General features: G+C 69.0%; 22 protein-coding genes. 7 read left to right on the plus strand and 15 right to left on the minus strand.

Annotated elements, in window-relative coordinates; translation table 11 throughout:
* Positions 1–52 precede the first annotated feature (52 nt).
* Positions 53–652 carry a DedA family protein gene (locus tag AB0M24_RS17225; protein ID WP_363767804.1) on the plus strand — a complete coding sequence of 200 codons (600 nt, stop codon included), beginning with the start codon at positions 53–55 and terminating at the stop codon, positions 650–652.
* On the opposite strand, the gene AB0M24_RS17230 is transcribed toward AB0M24_RS17225, so the two are convergent.
* Positions 615–1,334, minus strand: coding sequence for an SDR family oxidoreductase (locus AB0M24_RS17230; protein WP_363767807.1), 720 nt, complete (start codon positions 1,332–1,334; stop codon positions 615–617). The two genes, AB0M24_RS17225 and AB0M24_RS17230, sit on opposite strands and share 38 nt — an antisense overlap.
* 104 nt (positions 1,335–1,438) lie before the next feature.
* Between AB0M24_RS17230 and AB0M24_RS17235 the strand changes: the two genes are divergently transcribed.
* Complete coding sequence (locus AB0M24_RS17235; protein ID WP_363768273.1) at positions 1,439–2,284, plus strand: alpha/beta hydrolase; 846 nt, start codon at positions 1,439–1,441, stop codon at positions 2,282–2,284.
* On the opposite strand, the gene AB0M24_RS17240 is transcribed toward AB0M24_RS17235, so the two are convergent.
* The 7 genes from AB0M24_RS17240 to AB0M24_RS17270 all read right to left on the minus strand — a co-directional run bounded on the left by AB0M24_RS17240 (position 2,259) and on the right by AB0M24_RS17270 (position 10,007).
* Entirely contained in the window at positions 2,259–3,362 is a 1,104-nt protein-coding gene (locus AB0M24_RS17240) for a macrolide family glycosyltransferase (protein ID WP_363767811.1), read from the minus strand. The two genes, AB0M24_RS17235 and AB0M24_RS17240, sit on opposite strands and share 26 nt — an antisense overlap.
* Positions 3,363–3,395: 33 nt before the next feature.
* Entirely contained in the window at positions 3,396–4,505 is a 1,110-nt protein-coding gene (locus AB0M24_RS17245; protein ID WP_363767814.1) for a 3-oxoacyl-[acyl-carrier-protein] synthase III C-terminal domain-containing protein, read from the minus strand.
* A 98-nt stretch (positions 4,506–4,603) separates the two neighbouring features.
* Positions 4,604–5,521, minus strand: coding sequence for a Gfo/Idh/MocA family oxidoreductase (locus AB0M24_RS17250; protein WP_363767817.1), 918 nt, complete (start codon positions 5,519–5,521; stop codon positions 4,604–4,606).
* Positions 5,522–5,525: 4 nt separating this feature from the next.
* On the minus strand, positions 5,526–6,593 hold the full coding sequence (locus tag AB0M24_RS17255) for an ABC transporter permease (RefSeq protein WP_363767820.1): 1,068 nt from the start codon (positions 6,591–6,593) through the stop codon (positions 5,526–5,528).
* Position 6,594: 1 nt separating this feature from the next.
* Complete coding sequence (locus AB0M24_RS17260; protein WP_363767823.1) at positions 6,595–7,464, minus strand: ATP-binding cassette domain-containing protein; 870 nt, start codon at positions 7,462–7,464, stop codon at positions 6,595–6,597.
* 68 nt (positions 7,465–7,532) lie between these two features.
* Positions 7,533–8,375: a formate dehydrogenase accessory sulfurtransferase FdhD gene (gene fdhD, locus AB0M24_RS17265; RefSeq protein WP_363767826.1), complete on the minus strand. Its 843-nt coding sequence runs from the start codon at positions 8,373–8,375 to the stop codon at positions 7,533–7,535.
* Positions 8,376–8,765: 390 nt separating this feature from the next.
* Positions 8,766–10,007 (minus strand): MFS transporter, encoded by a 1,242-nt coding sequence (locus AB0M24_RS17270; protein WP_363767829.1) that lies wholly within the window; start codon positions 10,005–10,007, stop codon positions 8,766–8,768.
* 62 nt (positions 10,008–10,069) lie between these two features.
* Between AB0M24_RS17270 and AB0M24_RS17275 the strand changes: the two genes are divergently transcribed.
* The gene (locus tag AB0M24_RS17275; protein WP_363767832.1) at positions 10,070–11,347 is read left to right on the plus strand and encodes a molybdopterin molybdotransferase MoeA; all 1,278 of its coding nucleotides are present in this window, start codon (positions 10,070–10,072) and stop codon (positions 11,345–11,347) included.
* A 4-nt stretch (positions 11,348–11,351) separates the two neighbouring features.
* On the opposite strand, the gene AB0M24_RS17280 is transcribed toward AB0M24_RS17275, so the two are convergent.
* The 5 genes from AB0M24_RS17280 to pcaH are packed head-to-tail and all read right to left on the minus strand — an operon-like array spanning position 11,352 to position 15,165.
* Positions 11,352–12,515, minus strand: coding sequence for a 4-hydroxybenzoate 3-monooxygenase (locus tag AB0M24_RS17280; protein WP_363768276.1), 1,164 nt, complete (start codon positions 12,513–12,515; stop codon positions 11,352–11,354).
* Complete coding sequence (gene pcaC / locus AB0M24_RS17285) at positions 12,515–12,874, minus strand: 4-carboxymuconolactone decarboxylase (protein ID WP_363767835.1); 360 nt, start codon at positions 12,872–12,874, stop codon at positions 12,515–12,517. The genes AB0M24_RS17280 and pcaC overlap by 1 nt, the downstream gene beginning before the upstream one ends.
* On the minus strand, positions 12,871–13,968 hold the full coding sequence (locus AB0M24_RS17290; protein WP_363767838.1) for a lyase family protein: 1,098 nt from the start codon (positions 13,966–13,968) through the stop codon (positions 12,871–12,873). Before AB0M24_RS17290 ends, pcaC begins: the two co-directional genes overlap by 4 nt.
* A gap of 2 nt (positions 13,969–13,970) precedes the next feature.
* Positions 13,971–14,456 carry a protocatechuate 3,4-dioxygenase subunit alpha gene (locus tag AB0M24_RS17295; protein ID WP_363767841.1) on the minus strand — a complete coding sequence of 162 codons (486 nt, stop codon included), beginning with the start codon at positions 14,454–14,456 and terminating at the stop codon, positions 13,971–13,973.
* Positions 14,449–15,165, minus strand: coding sequence for a protocatechuate 3,4-dioxygenase subunit beta (gene pcaH, locus AB0M24_RS17300; RefSeq protein ID WP_363768279.1), 717 nt, complete (start codon positions 15,163–15,165; stop codon positions 14,449–14,451). The genes AB0M24_RS17295 and pcaH overlap by 8 nt, the downstream gene beginning before the upstream one ends.
* Before the next feature lie 92 nt (positions 15,166–15,257).
* Between pcaH and AB0M24_RS17305 the strand changes: the two genes are divergently transcribed.
* The 3 genes from AB0M24_RS17305 (at position 15,258) to AB0M24_RS17315 (ending at position 17,487) form a co-directional block, all read left to right on the plus strand.
* Positions 15,258–16,001: an IclR family transcriptional regulator gene (locus AB0M24_RS17305; RefSeq protein WP_363767844.1), complete on the plus strand. Its 744-nt coding sequence runs from the start codon at positions 15,258–15,260 to the stop codon at positions 15,999–16,001.
* A gap of 31 nt (positions 16,002–16,032) precedes the next feature.
* On the plus strand, positions 16,033–16,605 hold the full coding sequence (locus tag AB0M24_RS17310; protein WP_363767846.1) for a TetR/AcrR family transcriptional regulator: 573 nt from the start codon (positions 16,033–16,035) through the stop codon (positions 16,603–16,605).
* A 66-nt stretch (positions 16,606–16,671) separates the two neighbouring features.
* Entirely contained in the window at positions 16,672–17,487 is an 816-nt protein-coding gene (locus tag AB0M24_RS17315) for an alpha/beta hydrolase (RefSeq protein ID WP_363767849.1), read from the plus strand.
* Positions 17,488–17,500: 13 nt separating this feature from the next.
* Here AB0M24_RS17315 and AB0M24_RS17320 read toward each other — a convergent pair whose 3' ends face one another.
* Positions 17,501–18,358, minus strand: coding sequence for a cellulose binding domain-containing protein (locus AB0M24_RS17320; protein ID WP_363767852.1), 858 nt, complete (start codon positions 18,356–18,358; stop codon positions 17,501–17,503).
* Between the two features lie 241 nt (positions 18,359–18,599).
* Here AB0M24_RS17320 and AB0M24_RS17325 point away from each other — a divergent pair, with 241 nt between their 5' ends.
* Complete coding sequence (locus AB0M24_RS17325; protein WP_363767855.1) at positions 18,600–19,010, plus strand: ribonuclease domain-containing protein; 411 nt, start codon at positions 18,600–18,602, stop codon at positions 19,008–19,010.
* Positions 19,011–19,014: 4 nt separating this feature from the next.
* On the opposite strand, the gene AB0M24_RS17330 is transcribed toward AB0M24_RS17325, so the two are convergent.
* Positions 19,015–20,145 carry a helix-turn-helix domain-containing protein gene (locus AB0M24_RS17330; RefSeq protein WP_363767858.1) on the minus strand — a complete coding sequence of 377 codons (1,131 nt, stop codon included), beginning with the start codon at positions 20,143–20,145 and terminating at the stop codon, positions 19,015–19,017.
* Positions 20,146–20,277 lie beyond the last annotated feature (132 nt).

Here is a 20,277-nt window from a genome sequence, read left to right on the forward strand (position 1 = left end):
TGATCCACACCCTAGCTGGCAGACAACCCGTTCTGAGGGGAAGATCGCGAAGGTGCTGACCGAGTGGCTTCACCACATCCCGCCGCTGCTGGTCTACGTCGTCGTAGGCCTGGTGGTCGGCATCGAGAGCATCGGCATCCCGCTCCCAGGCGAGATCGTGCTCGTCACCGCCGCCCTCATGGCCTCACACCACGACGGCATCTCACCGCTGATCGTCGGCATATCCGCCTCGGCAGGAGCGATCATCGGCGACAGCATCGGGTACGCGCTGGGCAAGCGGTTCGGGCCGCGTGTGTTCGCGAAAGCCGGGCAGAAGTTCCCCAGCCACTTCAGCGAGGACAGGATCGGCAAAGCCCAGGCGCTGTTCACGAGGTACGGCGCCTGGGCCGTCTTCTTCGGCCGGTTCGTGGCGTTGCTGCGGATCCTCTCCGGTCCGCTCGCCGCCACGATGGGCATGCACTACGGGAAGTTCCTCCTGGCCAACGCAGCGGGCGGCATAGCGTGGGCCGGGGGCACGACGGCGGCGGTCTACTTCGTCGGCGAGGCGGCCGAGCACTACCTCGCCGAGTTCTCCTGGATCGCGCTGCTGGTCGTGCTGGTGGCGGTGATCGGGTTCAGCGTCCGAGCCCGGCTCCGCCGTTCACCCCGATGACCTGCGCCGTGATGTGCCCCGCTTCCACCGAGGTCAGGAACGCCACAGCAGCAGCGATGTCCGCCGGCGTGCCCGCGCGCCCGTTGGCCGGGTTGCCGACGAGCTTCTTGCGCCGCTCCTCGCTCAACGTGCCGCCGAAGAACTCCGTGTCCTCGGTGACGCCCGGCGACACCACGTTGACCGTGATCCCCCGGCCGCCCAACGCGAAGGCCAGATCAGCCGTCCACGCCTCGACCGCGGACTTCGCTGCGCCGTAGGCACCCGAGCCACGACGGCCAGCGATCGACCCCAGAGTGACCACGCGTGCGTTGTCGGCCAGTCGCGGCTCCAGGGCCGTCGTCACGAGCACCGCGCTGATCACGTTCGACTCGTAGTTCGCGAGCCACAGGTTCCGCACGTCCGCCAGGTTCTCCGGCGCGGGCAGGCGCCGGGTCATGTTGCCGCCGGCGTTGTTGACGAGAACGTCCACTGAGGACGGCAGATCGCTCAGCGCCGCCTCCACCGCGTCCGGGTCGGCCGCGTCGAACACCACCGCACGCGCACCGATCTCCTCGGCCGCCGCCTTCAGGACGTCCTCCCGGCGTCCCGTGATCACCACGTCCAGCCCCTGCTCCACGAGCCGGGCCGCCACCGCCTTGCCGATGCCCGTGCCGCCGCCGGTCACCACTGCAATCCGTTTCATGAAGCCTTCATAACAGCCGAATACTTGCAGGTCGATCAGCCTAAAAGCCGATACGGGTTCATGGTTGTGACTAGGCTGCTCACACCCGATCCGACTGGGGAGAAATCGTGAGTACACACGTTCTCGAAACCGACAAAGCGGCCATCACGTACGACGTGCACGGCGAGGGCGGCCGTCCGTTGATGATGATCGGCCAGCCGATGGACGCGTCCGGCTTCACAGCGCTCAAAGCGCAGTTTCCCGATCGGACAGTGATCACCTACGACCCGCGCGGCCTCGGCAGGAGCACGCGGTCGGACGGCAGCAAGGAGAACCGGCCGGACATCCAGGCCGCGGACGTGCACGCGGTGATCGAGGCGGTCGGTGGCCCAGTCGACCTGTTCGCGTCCAGCGGCGGCGCGGTCACGGCGCTCGAACTCGTTGCCCAGTACCCGAACGACGTCGTCACGCTCGTCGCGCACGAGCCGCCGATCATCGACGTGCTGCCCGACGCCGAGGCCGCGCGCAGGGCCCGCGACGGGTTCATCGACGCGTTCTTCGCCAGCGGTTTCGGGGCGGGAATGGCGCAGTTCCTGGTGATGTCGGGGTGGCAGGGCGAGTACAACGACGAGTACTTCGCCCTGCCGCCCGCCGATCCGGCGCAGTTCGGCATGCCGACCGAGGACGACGGCAACCGCGACAACCCTTTGCTGTCAAGGGACTCCCTCGCGGTCACCGACTACCAGGTGAACGTCGACGCCCTCGCCGCGGCGCCGACCCGCGTCGTGATCGCGGTCGGCGAGGAGACGGGCAACGCGTTCACCGCCCGCACCGCCGTCCACACCGCGAAGCTGCTCGGCCAGGAAGCCGTCGTGTTCCCCAGCCACCACGGCGGGTTCATGGACGGCACCTTCGGCTACGCGGGCAAGCCGGAGGAGTTCGGCGTCAAGCTGCGCGAAGTGCTCGACTGAGAATCACCTCGGCGGCACGGGAAGCACCACCGCCGGCGTCGATGGCGGCACGCATTCGGTCCACATCGGACCGGATCGTGCCGCTCGACGCCACCCGTTCCACCGCCGCGCGCAGTTCCGCGTGGTCGTCGACCCGTTCTCCCAGACCGAGCTCGGCCACGCGGTCGCCGTTCGCGGCCTGCTCCGGCGTCTGCGGAACGATCACCAACGGCACTCCCGCGTGCAGAGCCTCCATGGTGGAGTTCATGCCACCGTGGCTGATGAACACCGCGGCGTGCTTCAACACCGCGGGCTGCGGAAACCACGGCCGCACATCGATGTTCTCCGCGGGCTCGACGTCGCGCGCGGTCATCGCGACCTGCCACGCGCCATCGCCGAACTGATCGAGGCACGCCTGGTAGAACCGAGCGTCACTCATCACGGAACCCAGCGACACGAACAACAACGGCAGATCCGGACGCGCCGGCGACCACTCCTCGTCCACCCGGCTGCCGAGCACCGGGCCGACGAAGTGGAACGACTCGTCGAACGTCTCCCCGAACGGCTGCCACTCGCGCGGCACGAACACCACGCTGGTCGCTTCCGGCGCCTCGATCGTGCTCGCGATGTCCAGCTCGACGTCGTGGGCGGCCACGAACGCCGCCAGATCGTCGGCGATGAACCGGGCCAGGCTCGGATCCATCAACCTGTAGTGCTCGTTCGACGCGGTGTGCGGGAGCATGCGCACCGCCGGGATGCCGAGCTTGCGCGCCACCAGCCGAGCGGGCCAGTTGGTGGAGTCGTAGCAGATCAACGACGGCCGATCGGCCCGGCAGCGCTCCAGCAGCACCGGGTAGATCGCGACCATCGCCCTGAAGTAGTGCGGAAACCACTCGTCGATCGGGTTGGCGGTCGTGGGCCGGAAGTCGGGCAACCCCGGCAGCTCCACCCAGCGCGCTCCCGCCCCGGTCACCAGGTCCGCGAACTCCGCACCGGTCGCGTACTCGACCTCGGCCCCGCGCCGCACCAGTTCCTCGACCACCGCGAGCGTCGGCATGACGTGCCCATGTCCTGACAGCGTGACGAACAAGATCCCCATTCCCTCGATCCTGCCGAACCACGTCAAGCGCATTTAGCCCACGGCGGGCGGCACGGGGTGTGGAATGTGGACGGTCATCACCACCGCGCCGCGCTCGGGACCGCCTCCCACCACGGAAAGACAGATCAGGTCACCGTTGGAGACCCGCCCCGCGGTCACGTCGTCGTGCAGCATCTGCATCGTGGACACGGTGACGAGGTTGCCGAACCGGCGTGCGTTCGTCGGCGCCTTGTCCTCGTCCAGCCCCGCCAGCTCGTGGAACGCGTCGACCAGCGCTGGATTCGCCTGGTGGGTGTAGATCCGGCGCACCTTCTCGACATAACCGGGGAGCGCGGCCTCGATGTCGCGGTGGTTGAACATCATCGCGGCGGCGTAGAAGCGGGCGATTCCCTTGGAGTCCATGCCGAACACCGCGCGTTCGGCCGCTCCCGGCGTGCCCGGCGCGTGGTTCAGGCCGCCGCCGGGATAGTGGATCAACGGGTCCTCGGCGAACTCGTCGGTGTCCCGCGAGTACAGCACGAAACCTTCGTCGTCGGTCCGGTCGAGCACCAGCGCGGCGACGCCGTCGGAGAAGATGCCGGGCGACGACCAGACGCTGTCGCCGTCAGGATGCACGGGATTGCTGCGGTACAGGTCGTTGATGCCACCAGCACCATCACCCGCGGCGCGGCTGGGCACGGTGTAGGTGACGATCAGCACCCGCGAGGCATCCGTACGAGCAGCCAACGCGATCGCCCGCGCCAGACCCGCGCAACCGGCGGCCATCTGCGTCGGGATCACGCTGTCGGGCAACCCGATCCGTCGCACCAGCCGGAACGCGTCCTGGTCCAGCATCAGCTCGTAGGGCGTGCAGGAGACGACGATCGCGGCGTCGACGTCCGACGGACTCAGCCCGGCCGACGCCACCGCGCGTTTGCCGACACCGGCCACGACGTCGATGCTCGCGAACAGCTCGTGGTCCCAGCTCTTGCCGTGAATGCCGAGAATGCGGTGCATCATCGCGCCGTCGAGGAGCTCGCCCGGTTTGCCGCGGAACGGCACCCGGACCCGCTGCGCCCAGTCGTCGAGCGGAATGGGCTCGGCGACGAGCGTGGCGAGACCGGTGAGCCGGAACGGAAGAAGGCGTGCACGAGCCTCACTCATGAGGATGCCTCCGCTTTTGTTGGTGCCGCGGGAGAATGGCCCACAGTTCACAAGCGGAGGCCCGTCACGGGCAATCAGCCGGAAAGCGCATTCCCGTCTCAGCGGGAAGGGTGGAAAGCCTCGATGATCTCGGCGACCCGCACGCCGCTCGCGAAGTCGGCGAGGTCGCGCGGGTGCGCACCCCGGACGGCCTCGGCGAACAACGTCAGCCGTGCGCTGTCGGAACCCGTCCGGGTCAACGGAATCGGCTCCCATGCACCGCCGGATGAGCTGTTGAGCTGCGCCCATTGGTCGAGCCGCAGTGACCGGCGAGTGCCCCAGAGCGTCCACTCGTACAGCTCAGGCACCGCTGCTCCGGACACCGCCGACACGTGCACGGGAATTTCGCCCGCGCGCAGGATTCCGCGGGCGGAGATCTCCGCCGCGCCCGCCGCCGGGAAATCGGCCGACACGCTTTCGACAGCAAGTGGGCCGAGCACCCGATCAGTGAGATATATGAAGTGCGACAACACCTCACGAATGAATCCGCCCTGCGCGGACTCGGCGAGCCACGTCGCTTCCGCCTGGAAATCGCGAGGCCACCTCGGGAACTGCAGCCGGATCTCCGCGCCGCGAATCTCGCCGAGATCGGGAACGAGTCGTTCGATCTCCAGAGTCGCCGCCATGTCGCTCAACGCGAAGTTCACCGCGTTCGGCAGTCCCTCGGCGGCCTCGGCCATCGCCCGCGCCTCGTCGAGGTCGACCGCGAGCGGCTTCTCGCAGAACACCGCCTTGCCCGCGGCGAACGCCTGCAGGGTCAACGACGCGTGGGACGCGGGCGGGGTGGCGATGTACACGGCGTCCACATCGGACAGCACCTCGTCGAGCGAGGCGACGACCGGGACGTCGAGCGTGCGGGGTACGACGTCGACGCCGGCGACCACGGTGTAGCCGGGATGTGCCCGCGCCGCCGTCAGCATCCGGGTGCCCATGGCTCCCAGGCCGACGACGGCGAGGCGAATCGGATCAGCGATCATGCGCCTATTCTGCAGGTGCCCACGCTCGTGACAGCTTGACCCGCGCACCGGTCTGCAGCAACGACCCGGTGTAGAGCCGCGAGGCGACCAGCAGGATCGTCACGACGGTCGCCGCGAGGATGCCGAGCGACACCAGCGCCTCCCACGGCTGGGCCTGCTGCGCGAACATCCGCACCGGCATCGCCACCCCCGCGGTGAACGGCACGAACGACAGCACCTTCAGCACCGTCAGGTTCTCGTGGAAGAACTGCACGCCGAAGTACGGGCCCATCACCGCGATCATCACGAGGCCCATCGTCGAGCCGAGGTCCTCCTGACGGCTCACCAGCGCACCCGCCACCGCCCACATCGACGAGGTCAGCACGAACCCGAGCATGAGGAACGGGACGAACCAGCCCAGCGCGGGCGCGACCACCCCCAGCAACTCCCCCAGTCCCGCGACCCGCAAGGCGATCGGCGCCGCGAGCGCCAGCACGACGACCTGGCCGAGCGTGAGGATCGTGTGCCCGAGGATCTTGCCCGCGAGCAGCGCGCGCACCGGCACGGTCGACACGAGGATCTCGACGATCCGCGTCTGCTTCTCGGTCACGGTGCTCTGCGCGATCGCCGCGCCGCCCATGCCGAACATGAGGAACACCAGCCCGAACACGATGACCGTGACGGTTCTCTGGGCCGAGGTCACCGCCGCGCCGTCGAGCAGCTCGACCGGGGGCGCCTCGACGAGCTGGCGGATCACGTCGTTCGGCGGGTCGTTGAGCGCGAGCACCTTGATCCCGGCGCCGTCCGGCACGATCGCGGCCTCGACCTCGTCAGCCCTGACCAGGTCCGCGGCCTCCTGCACGCTGCCGACCTCGCGCACGTCGAGCGCCTTGCCCTGCACCACCCTGCCGGCCGAGCCGACCACCGCCACCTCGGGGTCGCTACCCCCGAACACCGTCGGCAGCACGGTGAGCGCGAACAGCCCGGCGATCGTGATCACGAAGCTGATCCAGAAGCCCTTGGTGGTGACCAGGACCTTGATCTCACGTTCGGCGACGAGCCAGGTCGCCTGGCTGAAGGACGCCTTGGCCATGTCAGATCACTTCCTTGAAGATCTCGTCGAGCGTGGGGACGATCGGCGTGAACGAGCGGACCTCGCCGCGTCGCACGGCCTCGGCGAGCACCTGCTGCGGTTCGGCCTCGAAGACCGCGCGCGGCCCGTCGAGCTCCAGCACGGTCACGCCGGGCACGTCGCGGATCCAGCCGGCGTCCTCGGCGACGACGATCTCGTAGCGCGAGGTGGCGTGGTTCTCCCGCAGCTGCTCACGCGATCCGCTGGCCGCGATCCGTCCCTTCGAGATGATCACGACGTCGTCGCAGAGCCGTTCCACGATCGCCAGCTGGTGGCTCGAGAACAGCACCGGAACCCCGCTCGCGGCGCGCTTGCGCAGCACGTCCAGCACGGTCTCGACGGCGATCGGGTCGAGGCCGGAGAACGGCTCGTCGAGGATCAGCACGTCCGGGTCGTGCACCAGGGCGGCCGCGATCTGCACGCGCTGCTGGTTGCCGAGCGACAGCTGCTCCAGCCGGTCGTTCGCGCGGTCGGTGAGCTCCAGGTCGTCGAGCAGCTGGTCGGTGTTGCGCTGCGCGACCGTCCTTTCGACACCGTGCAGCCTGCCGAGCCAGGTGATCTGGTCGCGCACCTTCATCTTGGGATAGAGGCCGCGTTCCTCGGGCATGTAGCCGAAGTGCGGCCTGTTCTGCGGCGTGATCACCTGGTCCTGCCAGCTCACCGCACCCCCGTGCGCGGCGAGCACCCCCAGCACGATCCGCATGGTCGTGGTCTTGCCAGAGCCGTTGGCGCCCAGGAAGCCCGTCATGCGGCCGGGCCGCACGTCGAAGCTCACCTCGTCGAGCACCCGATGATCGCCGAAGCTCCGGCTGATCCCCCTCACAGTCAACATGGGAGAAATCTAAGGTTCTCGGGCGAAGATCGCGTCCGCCGCGAGGGGTCCTCCTCGCGGAGGACTCCTTACGGCCTAGCGCCGACCGCGACGCCCAGGCGGTGGGCTCCTGTGTAGACGTTCATCGAGCTGCCGCGCAGGAACCCGACGAGCGTCACGCCCATCTCCTCGGCCAGGTCGGCGGCGAGCGACGACGGCGCGGACACCGCCGTGAGCACCGGAATCCCGGCCATGACCGCCTTCTGCACGAGCTCGAACGACGCCCGGCCGCTGACCATCAGCACGGTGCTCGTGAGCGGCAGCCGGCCGTTGCGGGTGGCCCAGCCGACGACCTTGTCGACCGCGTTGTGCCGGCCGACGTCCTCCCTCAGGCAGAGGAGGTTGCCGCCTGCGTCGAACAGCCCGGCGGCGTGCAGGCCGCCGGTCTTGTCGAAGACCCGTTGCGCCAGGCGGAGTTTCGTCGGGAACTCGGTGATCTGTTTCGGATCGAGCCGGATCGGGTCCGCGGCCACCTGCCACGTCGCGGTCGTCCGCACGGCGTCGAGGCTCGCCTTGCCGCACAGGCCGCAGCTCGACGTCGTGTAGAAGTTGCGCTCGATCGACGGGTCCGGTGGCGCGACACCTTCCGCGAGGCCGACGTCGAGCACGTTGTAGGTGTTGCTGCCGTCGGCCGTCGCGCCCGCGCAGTAGCGGATGCTCGCGATGTCGGACGGGTGTCGCACCACGCCTTCGCTGACCAGGAAGCCCGCCGCGAGGTCGAAGTCGTCACCCGGCGTGCGCATGGTCACGGCGAGCGACTTGCCGCGCACGCGGATCTCCAGCGGTTCCTCGACCGCCAGCGTGTCCGGCCGTGCGGTGGCCGAGTCGTCCACCAGCCGCACCACGCGCCGCCTGCTCGTCACTCGTCCCATCACTTACCTCCCTGCAGATCGCGACGCACTCCTGGAGCAGTCGCCGCAACACCTCGTCTCCGCTGAGCGCTCGTACGGCTTTTGCCACGACCCAATTGCGCGGCCACCATCGTCCGGCTTTGATACCGGCCCTGGTGAGGCAGTGCGCGACCAGCCGTTGCGCCGAAGCGTTCTCCGTGCCGATGACCTTGATGGCGAAGGGCAACAGCTTCCGACGTCCGTCCGCTGTGGACTGATCGTTGACGCAGCGCGCCACGCACGCCAGCACCGGATGCACGCAGGCGGGCCGGTCCGACCACACCTCGCCCGCGAGCACCGACGTCAGCTCCATCAGGCAACAGCCTTCTGCAGGCGTCTGATGCCAGCCCTTGTCCAGTTTCGGCACCCGGCTCACAGGCGCGGCCTTCCCGGCTGCGACAGCTGACTCGTGAGCACCGAGCCCGCCAGCCCGAGCACGCCGGCCGCGAGGAACGCGAACGTCGGCCCCTGCGACGCCAGCACGATCGCCGCGATCAGCGCGCCCGCGGCTTTCGCCGTGTAGAGCACGCCGAAGTTCTGCGCGCCGTTCGTCTCGCCGAAGTACTCCCTGGTGACGCCGACCAGCAACGAGTAGCAGCACCCGGTGCCGAGGCCCGCCAGCGCGGCTCCCAGCAGCAGTGCCGGGACGTTCTGGGAGTACAGCAGCACGAACTGCGCCACACCTCCGGTCGCGAGCGTCCAGACGAGTGCCTTGCGGCGGCCGATCTTGTCCGAGATCCACCCGACCAGCACGCGTCCGGTGCCCGTTGCCGCCGCGAGCGTGGCGAGGGCCGTCGCGCCGAGGATCTTGTCTCCGACGAACAGCGGCAGGTAAGCGAGGTCGTAGAGCGACACCGCCGCCGCGAACGCCACCCCGCCGTACAGCCACCAGAACGTGCCGGTCCGCATGGCCTCGTGCGTCCGGAACTCCTTGAGCGCCGCGCGGTTCGCCACTCGTGCCCGGTCCAGCGCCCACTCGCGCGGTGAGATGTGCGCCGGCCACCAGTGCTCGGGCGGGTTCTTCATCAACGCGCCCGCTACGGCGACTACGGCGGTGATCGCGATGGCCGCCTGCGTGAGGAAACCGCCCTGGTAGTTGATCCCCACGGCCAGCACGAACGGCACCGACCCGTACGCGAACGCGCCGCTGACGAACGCCACCTTCCGCGTCACGCGCTCCGGATACCAGCGGACGATCGTGCCGAGACACGTCGCGTAGATGAGCCCGGCCCCGATGCCGCCGAGCACGGCGTACCCGACGAGCTGCCCCTGCCCGAGCGTGAAGAACCCGGTGCCGGTGAGGATCGCGCCGATCCACAGGGCCCCTGTGGGCGTCAGTCTTTGTTGTTTCTGGAGCCACGCAGCCGGAAACGCCGTGCCCGCCTGGCACACCGTCCACAACGCCAGCGCCCAGAACAGCTCCGGAACACTCCACCGGTCCTGCAGTTGCGGGATCAACGCGCCGAAGCCGTACTGCCCGATGCCGGCCGCGAGCATCGCCGCCCAGGCGGCCCACAACGCAGTGCGCCGCGACCGCCCCGACACCTCGACGTCGGTCTCCCCCACCCGGTAGAGCCTGCCGACGTGATCACGTACGTAAGTCGCGACTGACATGCCCTTCACCCCGTTCCGAGGATTGCATACAGTATGAGGTAGGCTATACCACGGGAGCCCACATGAACATGCCCTGGAATCTCGCCCGCCAGACGGCCCGCTCGGCCGCCAAGCCGCTGGAGGGTCTCGAGGTCGCTCTGCCCGACGCTCTGGGTCTCGCGCTCGCGTCGGGGGTGCGGGCTCTGGCCAGCCAACCGACCTGCGACACCTCCGCGATGGACGGGTACGCGGTGTCCGGGGCCGGGCCTTGGGTTGTGGTGGGGCGGGTGGCTGCTGGGGATCCGGTGCCCGGGGTGTGGTTGCGGGGTGGTGAGGCGTTCGGGGTTGCCACGGGGGCGCCGGTGCCAGGCGGGGCGGAGCTGGTGGTCCCGGTGGAGCGGTGCTCGGTCGAGGGTGGGTGGCTTCGGGAGACGGCAGGTGTCGCGCACCCAGGCCACGGCTGTACCGGCGGGCACCCGCACGCCGCCCAGGTTCACTCCGGCAGCCACGCTGATGCCGCACGCCGCCAGCACGGTGCCCCCGCGCGCGCCATCGCACACCCGCAGCCCGGCACACACCCCCACCCCGCCGCACAACTTCAGCCCGGCAAGCACATCCGCCGCCGTGGCGAGGACTGGTCAGCAGGCGATGAGCTGATCCCCGCAGGTTCCCTCGTCTCCCCCGCAGTCCTCGGCCTGGCCGCAGGAGCAGGCCACGACACCCTCCTCGTCCACCGCCGCCCCCGAGTAGCCGTGATCGTCACCGGCGACGAACTCCTCCAAGCAGGCCCACCCCGCCCAGGCCGAGTGCGCGACGCCATCGGCCCGATGCTCCCCGGCCTGCTCAAGAAAGCCGACCTCCTGGGCACCACCCACTTGCGCGACGACCCGGACGCTCTCGCCGACGCCCTCACGTTCGACGCGGCCGACGTCCTCGTCACGTGCGGCGCCACCTCGGTCGGCCCCGCGGATCACCTCCGCCGAGTACTGGCCGAACTGCAGGCCGAGATCCTGGTCAGCGGCGTCGCCTGCCGCCCAGGTCACCCGATGCTGCTCGCGGTCCTCCCCGACGGCCGCTGCGTCGTCGGGCTGCCGGGGAACCCGTTCGCCGCGCTGGCAGCGGTCCTGACCCTGCTGAACCCGCTCCTCGACACCCTCGGCGGCCACCACCCCAGGCCGCCGATCACCGCGTGGCTGGACGAAGTCGCCCACCCCGGAGACACCAGGCTCATCCCGGTGGCTGGAGCGGTTCCGGTCGGCCACGACCGCCCCGGTTCGTTGTGGGGTGCGGCCCTGGCCGACGCGCTCGCCGTCGTCCCACCAGGGCACCAAGGCGGCGAGGTCGAGCTGCTGCCGATCTGAGAGCTCAAGCAGGCCAGCCGGTGTAGCCCTCCGCCAGGTACCGCGACCCCGCCTCGGAACCGACCACCGACCTCAGCTCGCCGAGTTGACGGCGCACGTCGAAGTCCGTGGCGGCGGGTAGCGCGTGCAGCATCGTCGTCATCCAGTACGAGAAGTGCTGCGCCTTCCACACCCGGTCCAACGCGCGCGGCCCGTACTCGTCCAGCGCGTCGCTGTCGTTCTTCAGCAGAGCCCGTGAGATCACCTCGGCGAGAACGCGCACATCCGCCAAAGCCAAGTTCAAGCCCTTCGCACCGGTCGGTGGCACGGTGTGGGCGGCGTCGCCGGCGAGCAGCAAATTGCCGTGGCGCATGGGTTCCGCGACGAAAGAGCGGAACCGCAGCACCGTCTTCTCGGTGATCGGCCCCTCCTTCAACGAGAACCCGTCCGGCCCGGCGACGCGTGCCTGCAGCTCCTCCCAGATCCGGTCGGAGGACCACGACGCGGGATCGGTCGACGGGTCGCACTGGAAGTACATGCGCTGGTGCGTCGCCGTCCGCTGGCTGATCAACGCGAAACCGCGCGGCGAGTGCGCGTACACGAGTTCCGGTGCGCTGCGCGGCGCCTCGGTGATGATGCCGAACCACGCGAACGGGTACTCGCGGAAGCTGTGCAGCCGCACGGACTCCGGCACCTCGGCCCGGCAGATCGACCGCGACCCGTCCGCGCCGACCAGCAGATCGCAGCGCACCTCCCGCTGCACACCGTCCGAATCCACGAACCGGATCGCAGGCGCGTCAACATCCACCGACGTATCGCTGACACCGAACCGCACGTCGCCGCCGTCGCGGGCGCGCGCATTCGCCAAGTCGACGAAGACATCGGTCTGCGGGTACAGCCACACCGACTCGCCGACCAGAGCGCGGAAGTCGATGCGATGGCTCTCGCCGCCGAACCGCAGGTCGATGCCCTCGTGCGCATGCCCGTCGCGCAGCACGCGATCCGACACGCCGGTGTCGACGAGCAGGCGGGCGCTGTCGGCTTCCAGGATACCCGCGCGGACCGTGTTCTCGATCTCCAGGCGGGTTCGGTTGTCGATGACGATGCTGTCGATCCCGTTGAGCGACAACAGGTGCGAGAGCATCAGCCCGGCCGGCCCAGCGCCGACGATGCCGACCTGAGTGCGCATCACGCCTCCTCCTTCAGCACGGTTCGCGCCACCGCGAACGCGTGGTTCGCCGCGGGCACGCCGCAGTAGATCGCGCTCTGCAAGATCACCTCGGAGATCTCCTCGACGGTCAGCCCGTTCCGCAAAGCCGCCGAGACGTGCATCCGGAACTCGTCCCAGTGCCCGTGCGCGATCAACGCCGTCAACGTGATCGCGCTCCGCATCCGCCGGTCCAGGCCGGGCCGGGTCCAGATCTCGCCCCACGCGTACTTGGTGATGAGCTCCTGGAAGTCCTGCGTGAACTCGTCCGGCACAACGCTGTCCACGTGCGCGTCGCCGAGCACCTCGCGCCGTACCTTCATGCCGTCGTCGTAGGTCACCGCTTCTCCCACCGCCCCAACACAACGTCCACAAAGGACGACGCAGCTCCCAGGTACGAACCGGGATCCGTTCCACCACCCGCTTCGGCCAGCAGATCGCCGGCAGCCGCATCAGCACGCCGAGCCATCACGTCGGCGTGCACCTCAAGCCCGGAAACCAGTTCAGCCGCCTGCGACGCCGCCACCGCGACCAGCTCCAGCAACGAACGCAACGCCGGCCACTCCGCGTGCCAAGCCCCGTCCGGACGTTCGTCCACCGCGCGCGCCGCACACAGGTGCAACTGCGCCCCGAGCTGCGGAGCCTGCAACGCTGCACTGTTCACCAGCACCGAGAGCACCGGATTCCGCTTGTGCGGCATGGTCGACGACCCACCACGCCCGGCCACGACACCCTCGGACACCTCGCCGATCTCCGGCCGCCCCAACGTCAGCACGTCCGCCGCGATCACCCCGAGCGCGTCGCACACCCGCACCAGCGCGTCGCCGAGTCGCGTCACCGGCGCCCGATGCGAGTGCCAGGGCAACCCGGGCCACACCAGTCCGAGGTGCTGAGCGAAAGCCGACGCAGCCACCAAAGGGTCCCCGTCGACCCGAGCCAACGTCCCCGCAGCACCACCGCACTGCACGGGCAGCACCACGGCCGAAAGCCCGTCCAGCGCGTCCAGCACACCGTCCAGCCACCGGGCGGCCTTCAGCCCGAACGTGATCGGCACGGCGAACTGCGTCAACGTCCGCCCGGCCATGACACTCGACCGGTGCGCGGAAGCCAATGCGGCAAGAGCCTCGGCAACCAGCGACAAATCCGCCGACACCTGGCCCAAAACCTTACGTGCCAACAACATCATCGCGGTGTCGAGGACGTCCTGCGAAGTGAGTCCGGTGTGGACAGGACCGGAAACCTGAGCACGCAACGCCGACACCAGAGGCAGCACCGGATTCCCGGCGGCCTCGACCTCGACGGGATCGAGCTCGACAAGCGATACGGAGATCGAGTTCCCCAGCACCCGAGCCCACGCCACCTCGACGTCGACCAGAGCACGGACCAGCGCGGCGTCGTCCACCAGTCCGGCAGCGCGATACGACCCGGGCAGCACGGTCAGCTCCGCGGGAACGTGAAGAAGGGAGTCTCGGACGGCCCCTGCAGGTGGATGTCGAACCGCAGCCGCCTATCGGCCTCCCGAACGCACGTCAACCCGTCCACGTCGGCGCCCGGCAGGTAGATGCGCGTGAACAACCGGTCGAGCAACCCCCGCGCGAACACGGTCACCGCGAAGAACGGCGCCCCCGGCTCCACGGTGCTGAACCAGTAGTGCCCGGCCGCGTCGGTGCAGCACCGCCCCCACCCGGTGAACCCGGACCCGCGCCGCCGCAACGACCCGTCGACGGCAGGCACCACACCCGAACCATCAGCCTGCCGGATCTCGATCATCGCGTCCGGCACCGCGGCCCCGTCGCCGTCGTACACAAATCCATGCAGCACAACGGATCCAGCCGATCCGAACGGCACCAGCTCGGCGTCGCCGGGATAGGCGAGCGCGTGGTGGAAGAACGGGCCGATGGTCTGCCCGGGAGTCTCAGTCATCGGAAGGCTCCAGGTAGGTCGCGTGGCTGCCGGTCAGCACGATGTCCCAGCGGTACCCGAGCAACCACTCGTGCTCGGACCGCGAGTGGTCGTAGGAGGCGATCAACCGGTCCAGAGCACCGGGCGCGGTGATCGACTGCGCGATCGGGTCCAGCGCCAGCAGCTGGTCGCCGGGGAAGTACATCTGCGTGATCAGACGCTGCGTGAAGTCGGTGCCGAACAACGAGAAGTGGATGTGCGCGGGCCGCCAGGCGTTGTGGTGGTTGCGCCACGGATAGGGCCCCGGCTTGATCGACGTGAACGAGTACCAGCCGTCGTCGTCGGTCAGACACCGCCCGACGCCGGTGAAGAACGGGTCCAGCGGCGCCGGGTGCTGGTCACCCTGATGCGAGTACCGTCCCGACGCGTTGGCCTGCCAGATCTCGACGAGCTGACGCCGCACCGGCCGTCCGTCGCCGTCCAGCACCCGCCCCTGGACGCGGATGCGCTCGCCGATGGGCTCGCCGCCGCGCTGGATCGTCAGGTCGGACTCGACCGGAGCGACGTCGGAGTGGCCGAACACCGGGGCGAGCAGCTCGGCGCCCTCGGGATCCACGAGCCGCGGTTCCTTGGTCGGATGCCTCAGCAAGGTGCTGCGGTACGGAGGGAAGTCCAGCAGCGGCGCACCCGTCGGTGAGTCGGCCTGGATCTTCGCGATCTCGTCGCTGATCTCGTGCTGGCTGGTCGTCACACCATCGAACGCTAGGGACGAGCACCGGACGCCGTCGACCGTATGCTTCCACTCAGTGGAAGGAGACCGCGATGGCGGGGAACACCTCGGTGCCGGGCGCGACGGTCGTGGCGCGCACGATCGCGTTGCTCGCGGCCTTCGACGAGGACCACCCCCGGCTCACGCTCACCGAGCTCAGCCAGCGCGCCGACCTGCCGCTCACCACCGCGCACCGGCTGGTCACGGAACTGACCAAGGCCGGGGCGTTGACGCGAACGTCGAGCGGTTACGTCGTCGGCCAGCGCCTGTGGCAGCTCGGCACCCTCGCGCCGGTGCAGACCGACCTGCGCCGCCTCGCCTCGCCGTTCCTGCACGACCTCTACGCCGGCACGCTCGCGACCGTGCACCTGGGCGTGCGCGACAAGCTCACGGTGCTCTACCTCGACCGCATCTCCGGCCAACGTTCCGTGCCGGTCGTCAGCGAGATCGGCTCGCACCTGCCGTTGCACGCGACGGGCGTCGGCAAGGTGCTCCTCGCCCACGCACCCGAGTCGGTGCAACGCGAGGCGCTCAAGAAGCTCGACCGCATGACGCCGTACACGATCACCCAGCCCGCGCAGCTCCAGGCGCAGCTCGGCCGCATCCTCGACGACGGCTATGCCACCACCTACGAGGAGATGTCGCTGGGCGCGTGCAGCGTCGCCGTCCCGATCAGGCACGACGAGAACGTCGTCGCGGCGCTCGGCGTCGTGGTCCCGTCGCTCAAGCGGGACAAGGTGCGGTTGATCTCCGGCCTGCGCGTCGCGGCCCACGGCATCGAGCGCAACCTGGCTTGACGCAGCTGAGACGACCGCTCATATTGGGAGAATGCCCAGGGCCAGCACGCGAGACCAGATCGTCGACGCCGCGTACGAGCAGTTCCACCGCCACGGCTACAACGCGGCGGGCGTCAAGCTGATCACCGACAGCGCCGGCGTGCCCAAGGGCTCCTTCTACAACCACTTCGAGAGCAAGGAAGCGCTCGCTCTCGTCGTGATGGACCGCTACGGCGAGTCGCGGCACCTGGAGACGCTGGCGGACGAGCAGGTGCCGCCGCTGACCCGGCTGCGCGTGCACTTCGAGTTCCTCGCGAAGGACATCGTCGAGTTCGGCTACGAACGCGGCTGCGTCTACGGCAACTTCAGCGTCGAGGCCGCCGACCACATCCCGGCGATCCGCGAGGGCGTCAAGACGGGGTTCGACTACTGGGCCGCAGCGATCACCGCCGCGATCCGCGAGGCCCAGGAGGACGGGTCGATCACCTCGACCCAGGACGCCGAGACGCTCGGCCGTTTCCTGGTCAACGCCTGGGAAGGCGCGATCGTGGGCGAACGAGCGGCCAAGGACGGGTCGTCGTTCGCCGCGTTCTTCACCATCGCCTTCGACGCACTCCTCCGCTGACTCGCGCGAAAATGACCGGTCGTCTCAGCCCTTGACGGGCTTAAGACGACCGGTCATATTGGAGTCATGACACAGATCCAGCCCCGCTTCCGCACCATCGACGGCCTGTCCATCCGGTACGCGGAGAGCGCTCTCAGCGACAAGCCCGCCGCCCTGCTCTTCAGCCCGTGGCCCGAGAGCATCTACGCCTACGACGCGACCTGGTCACGCCTCGCCGAGCACGCTCACCTGATCGCGGTCGACCTGCCCGGCTTCGGCCACTCCGAGCTGCGCGAGGACCTGCTGACACCGAGCGCGATGGGCGAGTTCATCGTCAAGATCGCCGACGCGTTCGGGCTCGACCACCCGCACGCCGTCGGCCCGGACGTCGGTACCAGCGCGGTCCTCTTCGCCGCGGCCAAGGCGGCCGGCCGGTTCCGCAGCGTCGTGATCGGCAGCGGTGGCTCGCTGGTGCCGACGGACCTGGGCACGCCGCTGCACGAGTGGGTGCACGACGAGGACATCTCGCAGTACAAGGCAATGGGCCCCAAGGACGTCGTGAACATCGCGATGGACGCCATCCAGGGCTACGAACTGCCGGACGTGGTGCGGCAGGACTACCTCGCCGCGTACCAGGGACAGCGGTTCTACGAGCAGATGGCGTACGTGCGCGCGTACCCGACAGACCTCAAGAAGCTCGCCGAGCTGCTGCCGTCGATCACCACGCCGGTCCAGCTGCTCAACGGCAGGAACGACCCGGTGGTGCCGGTGTCGAACGTCGAGTTCCTGCACGGCAAACTGCCGAACAGCAACCTCGACGTGATCGACGCCGGCCACTTCGCCTGGGAGGAGAACGCCCCCGAGTACGCGCGCGTGATCACCGAGTGGTGGCAGAAGAACTGACCTGAAGAACTGATCACCCGGTGGTGCAGGCCGACCCGTTCAGCGTGAACGAGGAAGGCACCGAGTTGGCGCCGTTCACCGAGCCGTTGAACCCCAGCGACACGGAACCGTCGGGAACGAGCAGCGCGGTGTAGCCGGCGTTGGTCACGGTCACGTCGGCGCCGGTCTGGGACACGGAGGCGTTCCACATCTGCGCCACGGTCTGCCCGTCGGGGAACCGCCAGCGCAACGTCCAGCCGTCGATCAGCTTGCCGCTGACGTTGCGGACGGTCACCTCGGCCTGGAACGAGCCGGGCCAGGTGCTGTTGACCCGGTAGACGACAACGCACGGCGGCGAGGGCGGCGCCGGCGGTGTCTGAGCTGCCGGAGGTTGCGTGGCAGGAGTGGACGCGGGTGTGGGCGGAGGAGTCGTCGAGGTGGGACAGTCCTTCCCCCACAACCCGAGTTTCCCCTTGGACGCCTTGGACTCGGCCTCCGTCATCGGACCGCCGTCCACGCCGGTGGTGCGCAGGATGCCGTTCTTCACGGCGAGCATCGCGTAGTCGGTGCCGTCCTCCATCCGCAGCGTGATCTCGCCGGGGGTGATGCTGCCGACCTGGACCTCCTTGTCCAGCAACGTCTTCGTGGCGAACTCCAGCGCGGCGGCAGCGTTGCACGACGGTGGTTCGGCGAGCAGCGAGATGCGCGCCTTCGTGCCGTCGGCGAGTTCGACCGTGCGGCCGTCTATCACCGCACGGACCTTTGTGGACGTCTCCTTGTCCGGAGAGGGAGATGAGCTCTGTGGTGCTGGCGAGGGCGTGCCGCCCTGCTCGGCCGTGCAGGCGGTGGTGAGCAGGGTCAGCAGCACCAAGAGGTGTTTCCGTGCTGCCATTGGGCAAACTTATCGCCGGTGGCAGCGGAATCAATCCGCTGTTCGGCGTTGATCAACTGGAGCGTTCAGAGCCAAGGCACGTGGAATCGGGTTGGTTGATCCAAGACCGCCCACGCCGTCCACATCTGTGCGAGCGTGAAGAGGCCACAGTTGCGCGGATGGTTCCCTGCCGTTCACCGGCTGGTGGTGATCAACAGCGAAGATCACGACATCCAACGATCCCTGCCGATGGAGGTCTGAAGTGCGAACCCTGCAAGCACCCTGGACGCATCGCCTGCTCGCCGCTCTCGCCATCGTCGTGTCCGTGCTCGGTGTGACGACCGCCGTCGCACCCGCCGCCGACGCCACCGTGTACAGCTCCTGCACGCAGTCCCGTTGTTCGGCGGCCCGCAACGCCAGGGACATCTGGGCCGGGAAGGGCTGGCCGACGTCGAGCGGCTGGTACTCCTGGCCGACCGGGCAGTACAACTACACCGGCGGCACGTTCCAGAACCGCGAGCGCCAGCTGCCGCTCGACCACACCTACTCGGAGTACGACGTCTACCCGCGCGCCCGCGGTGCCGCCCGCGACGCGTACCGGATCGTCCGCGACCGCACCAACGGCGTCGTCTACTTCTCGCCGAACCACTACACCGACTTCTACCGCCTGTAGCACGTCATCGGGCGCTGCGGTCGATCCACGACCGCAGCGCCCACCAGGTGTGCAGCGTGGTCAGCACGTGCGACCGCGCTACGTCCGGGTTCTCGCCGAGATCGACGTCCGTGAGCTCCACCAGCCGATCGAGCCGGTACCGCACGGTGTTCGCGTGGATGTGCAACGCCGAGGCCGTCGCGCTGAGCCGGCCGCCGTTGTCGAGGTAGCACAACGCCGTCGCCACCATCTCGTGGTGGAACGTGCTCTTCGGATCCAGCTGGCCCAGCAGCGAGTCGGCGAGCGTGTCCGCCAGTCCCGGGAACGCCGCGAGAGCGGTCTCACCCGCGAGATCGGTCAACAGCCGCACTCCCAGCGACGCACCCGCCGCCGCCAGGGCCTGAGTGCACAGGGAGTACGTGCCCCGCAACGACTTCAGGGCCGTCGCCGGTGAGACGACGAGAAGATCGTCCGACCACGACGGCGGCAGGTGGGTGAGCCCGGCCAGCCGTCCCTCGACCAGCCCGTACACGCCGCCGAACGGGTGCAGCCGCTGTTCCAGCGTCCGCGCGTGGCTCGGATCCGTCACCGCGGAGACGAAGCAGTGGTAGCGCCCGTCCGGACGCAGCCCGGCGCGCGCCAGCTCGGAGGCGTCGGGAAACTCTCCCGAGACCAGCAACCGGCGCAGCACCTGGGCGTTCAGATCCCTTGCGGTGCGGGACAGTTGCAGCTCAGCCGTGTGATACCCGCTGATGATGTGCCGCTCCACGGCGCCGACGTAATGGTCCAGGTCGATCATGAAGTCGAGGATCGTGCCGTCGTCGACCGCGAGCGACCGCGCCAGCTCGACAGCGGCCCGGATCAGTTCGGTGCGTCCCGCGTGCACCCCGCGCAACAGCCCGGCCATCGACACGCCTTGAGCCGCACGGTCCGCGCCCAACGCCAGCGCCGCGGAGAAGTCGCCGTCGTCCGGTGTCCCGCCGCGTTCGAGGTGCGCGATCCCTTCCGCCAGCAGGAACGCGATGTGGCGCCGGTTCTCCTCGGCGGGCAGCCGGGCCACCTCCGGCGAGTGGCCGCGGGCGGCGTCGACGACCCGTTCGACCACCTTGTCGTCAGCCGCGACGGCCTCCAGCACCTGTCGGACCATCTCGGACATTCCCGGCACAACGCCTCCACGAGCCAGGTTGTGGGACGGCCACAAGACCACTGCCGCCGTTTGGTGGTGAGCCCCTATCCCCCGCTCAGCCGTTGCTGGTTAGTTGCATTACGCGAGAGTAATTCGCGTTGG

Origin of the sequence: Lentzea sp. NPDC051838, from assembly GCF_040681245.1 — a bacterium.
Classification (GTDB): domain Bacteria; phylum Actinomycetota; class Actinomycetes; order Mycobacteriales; family Pseudonocardiaceae; genus Lentzea.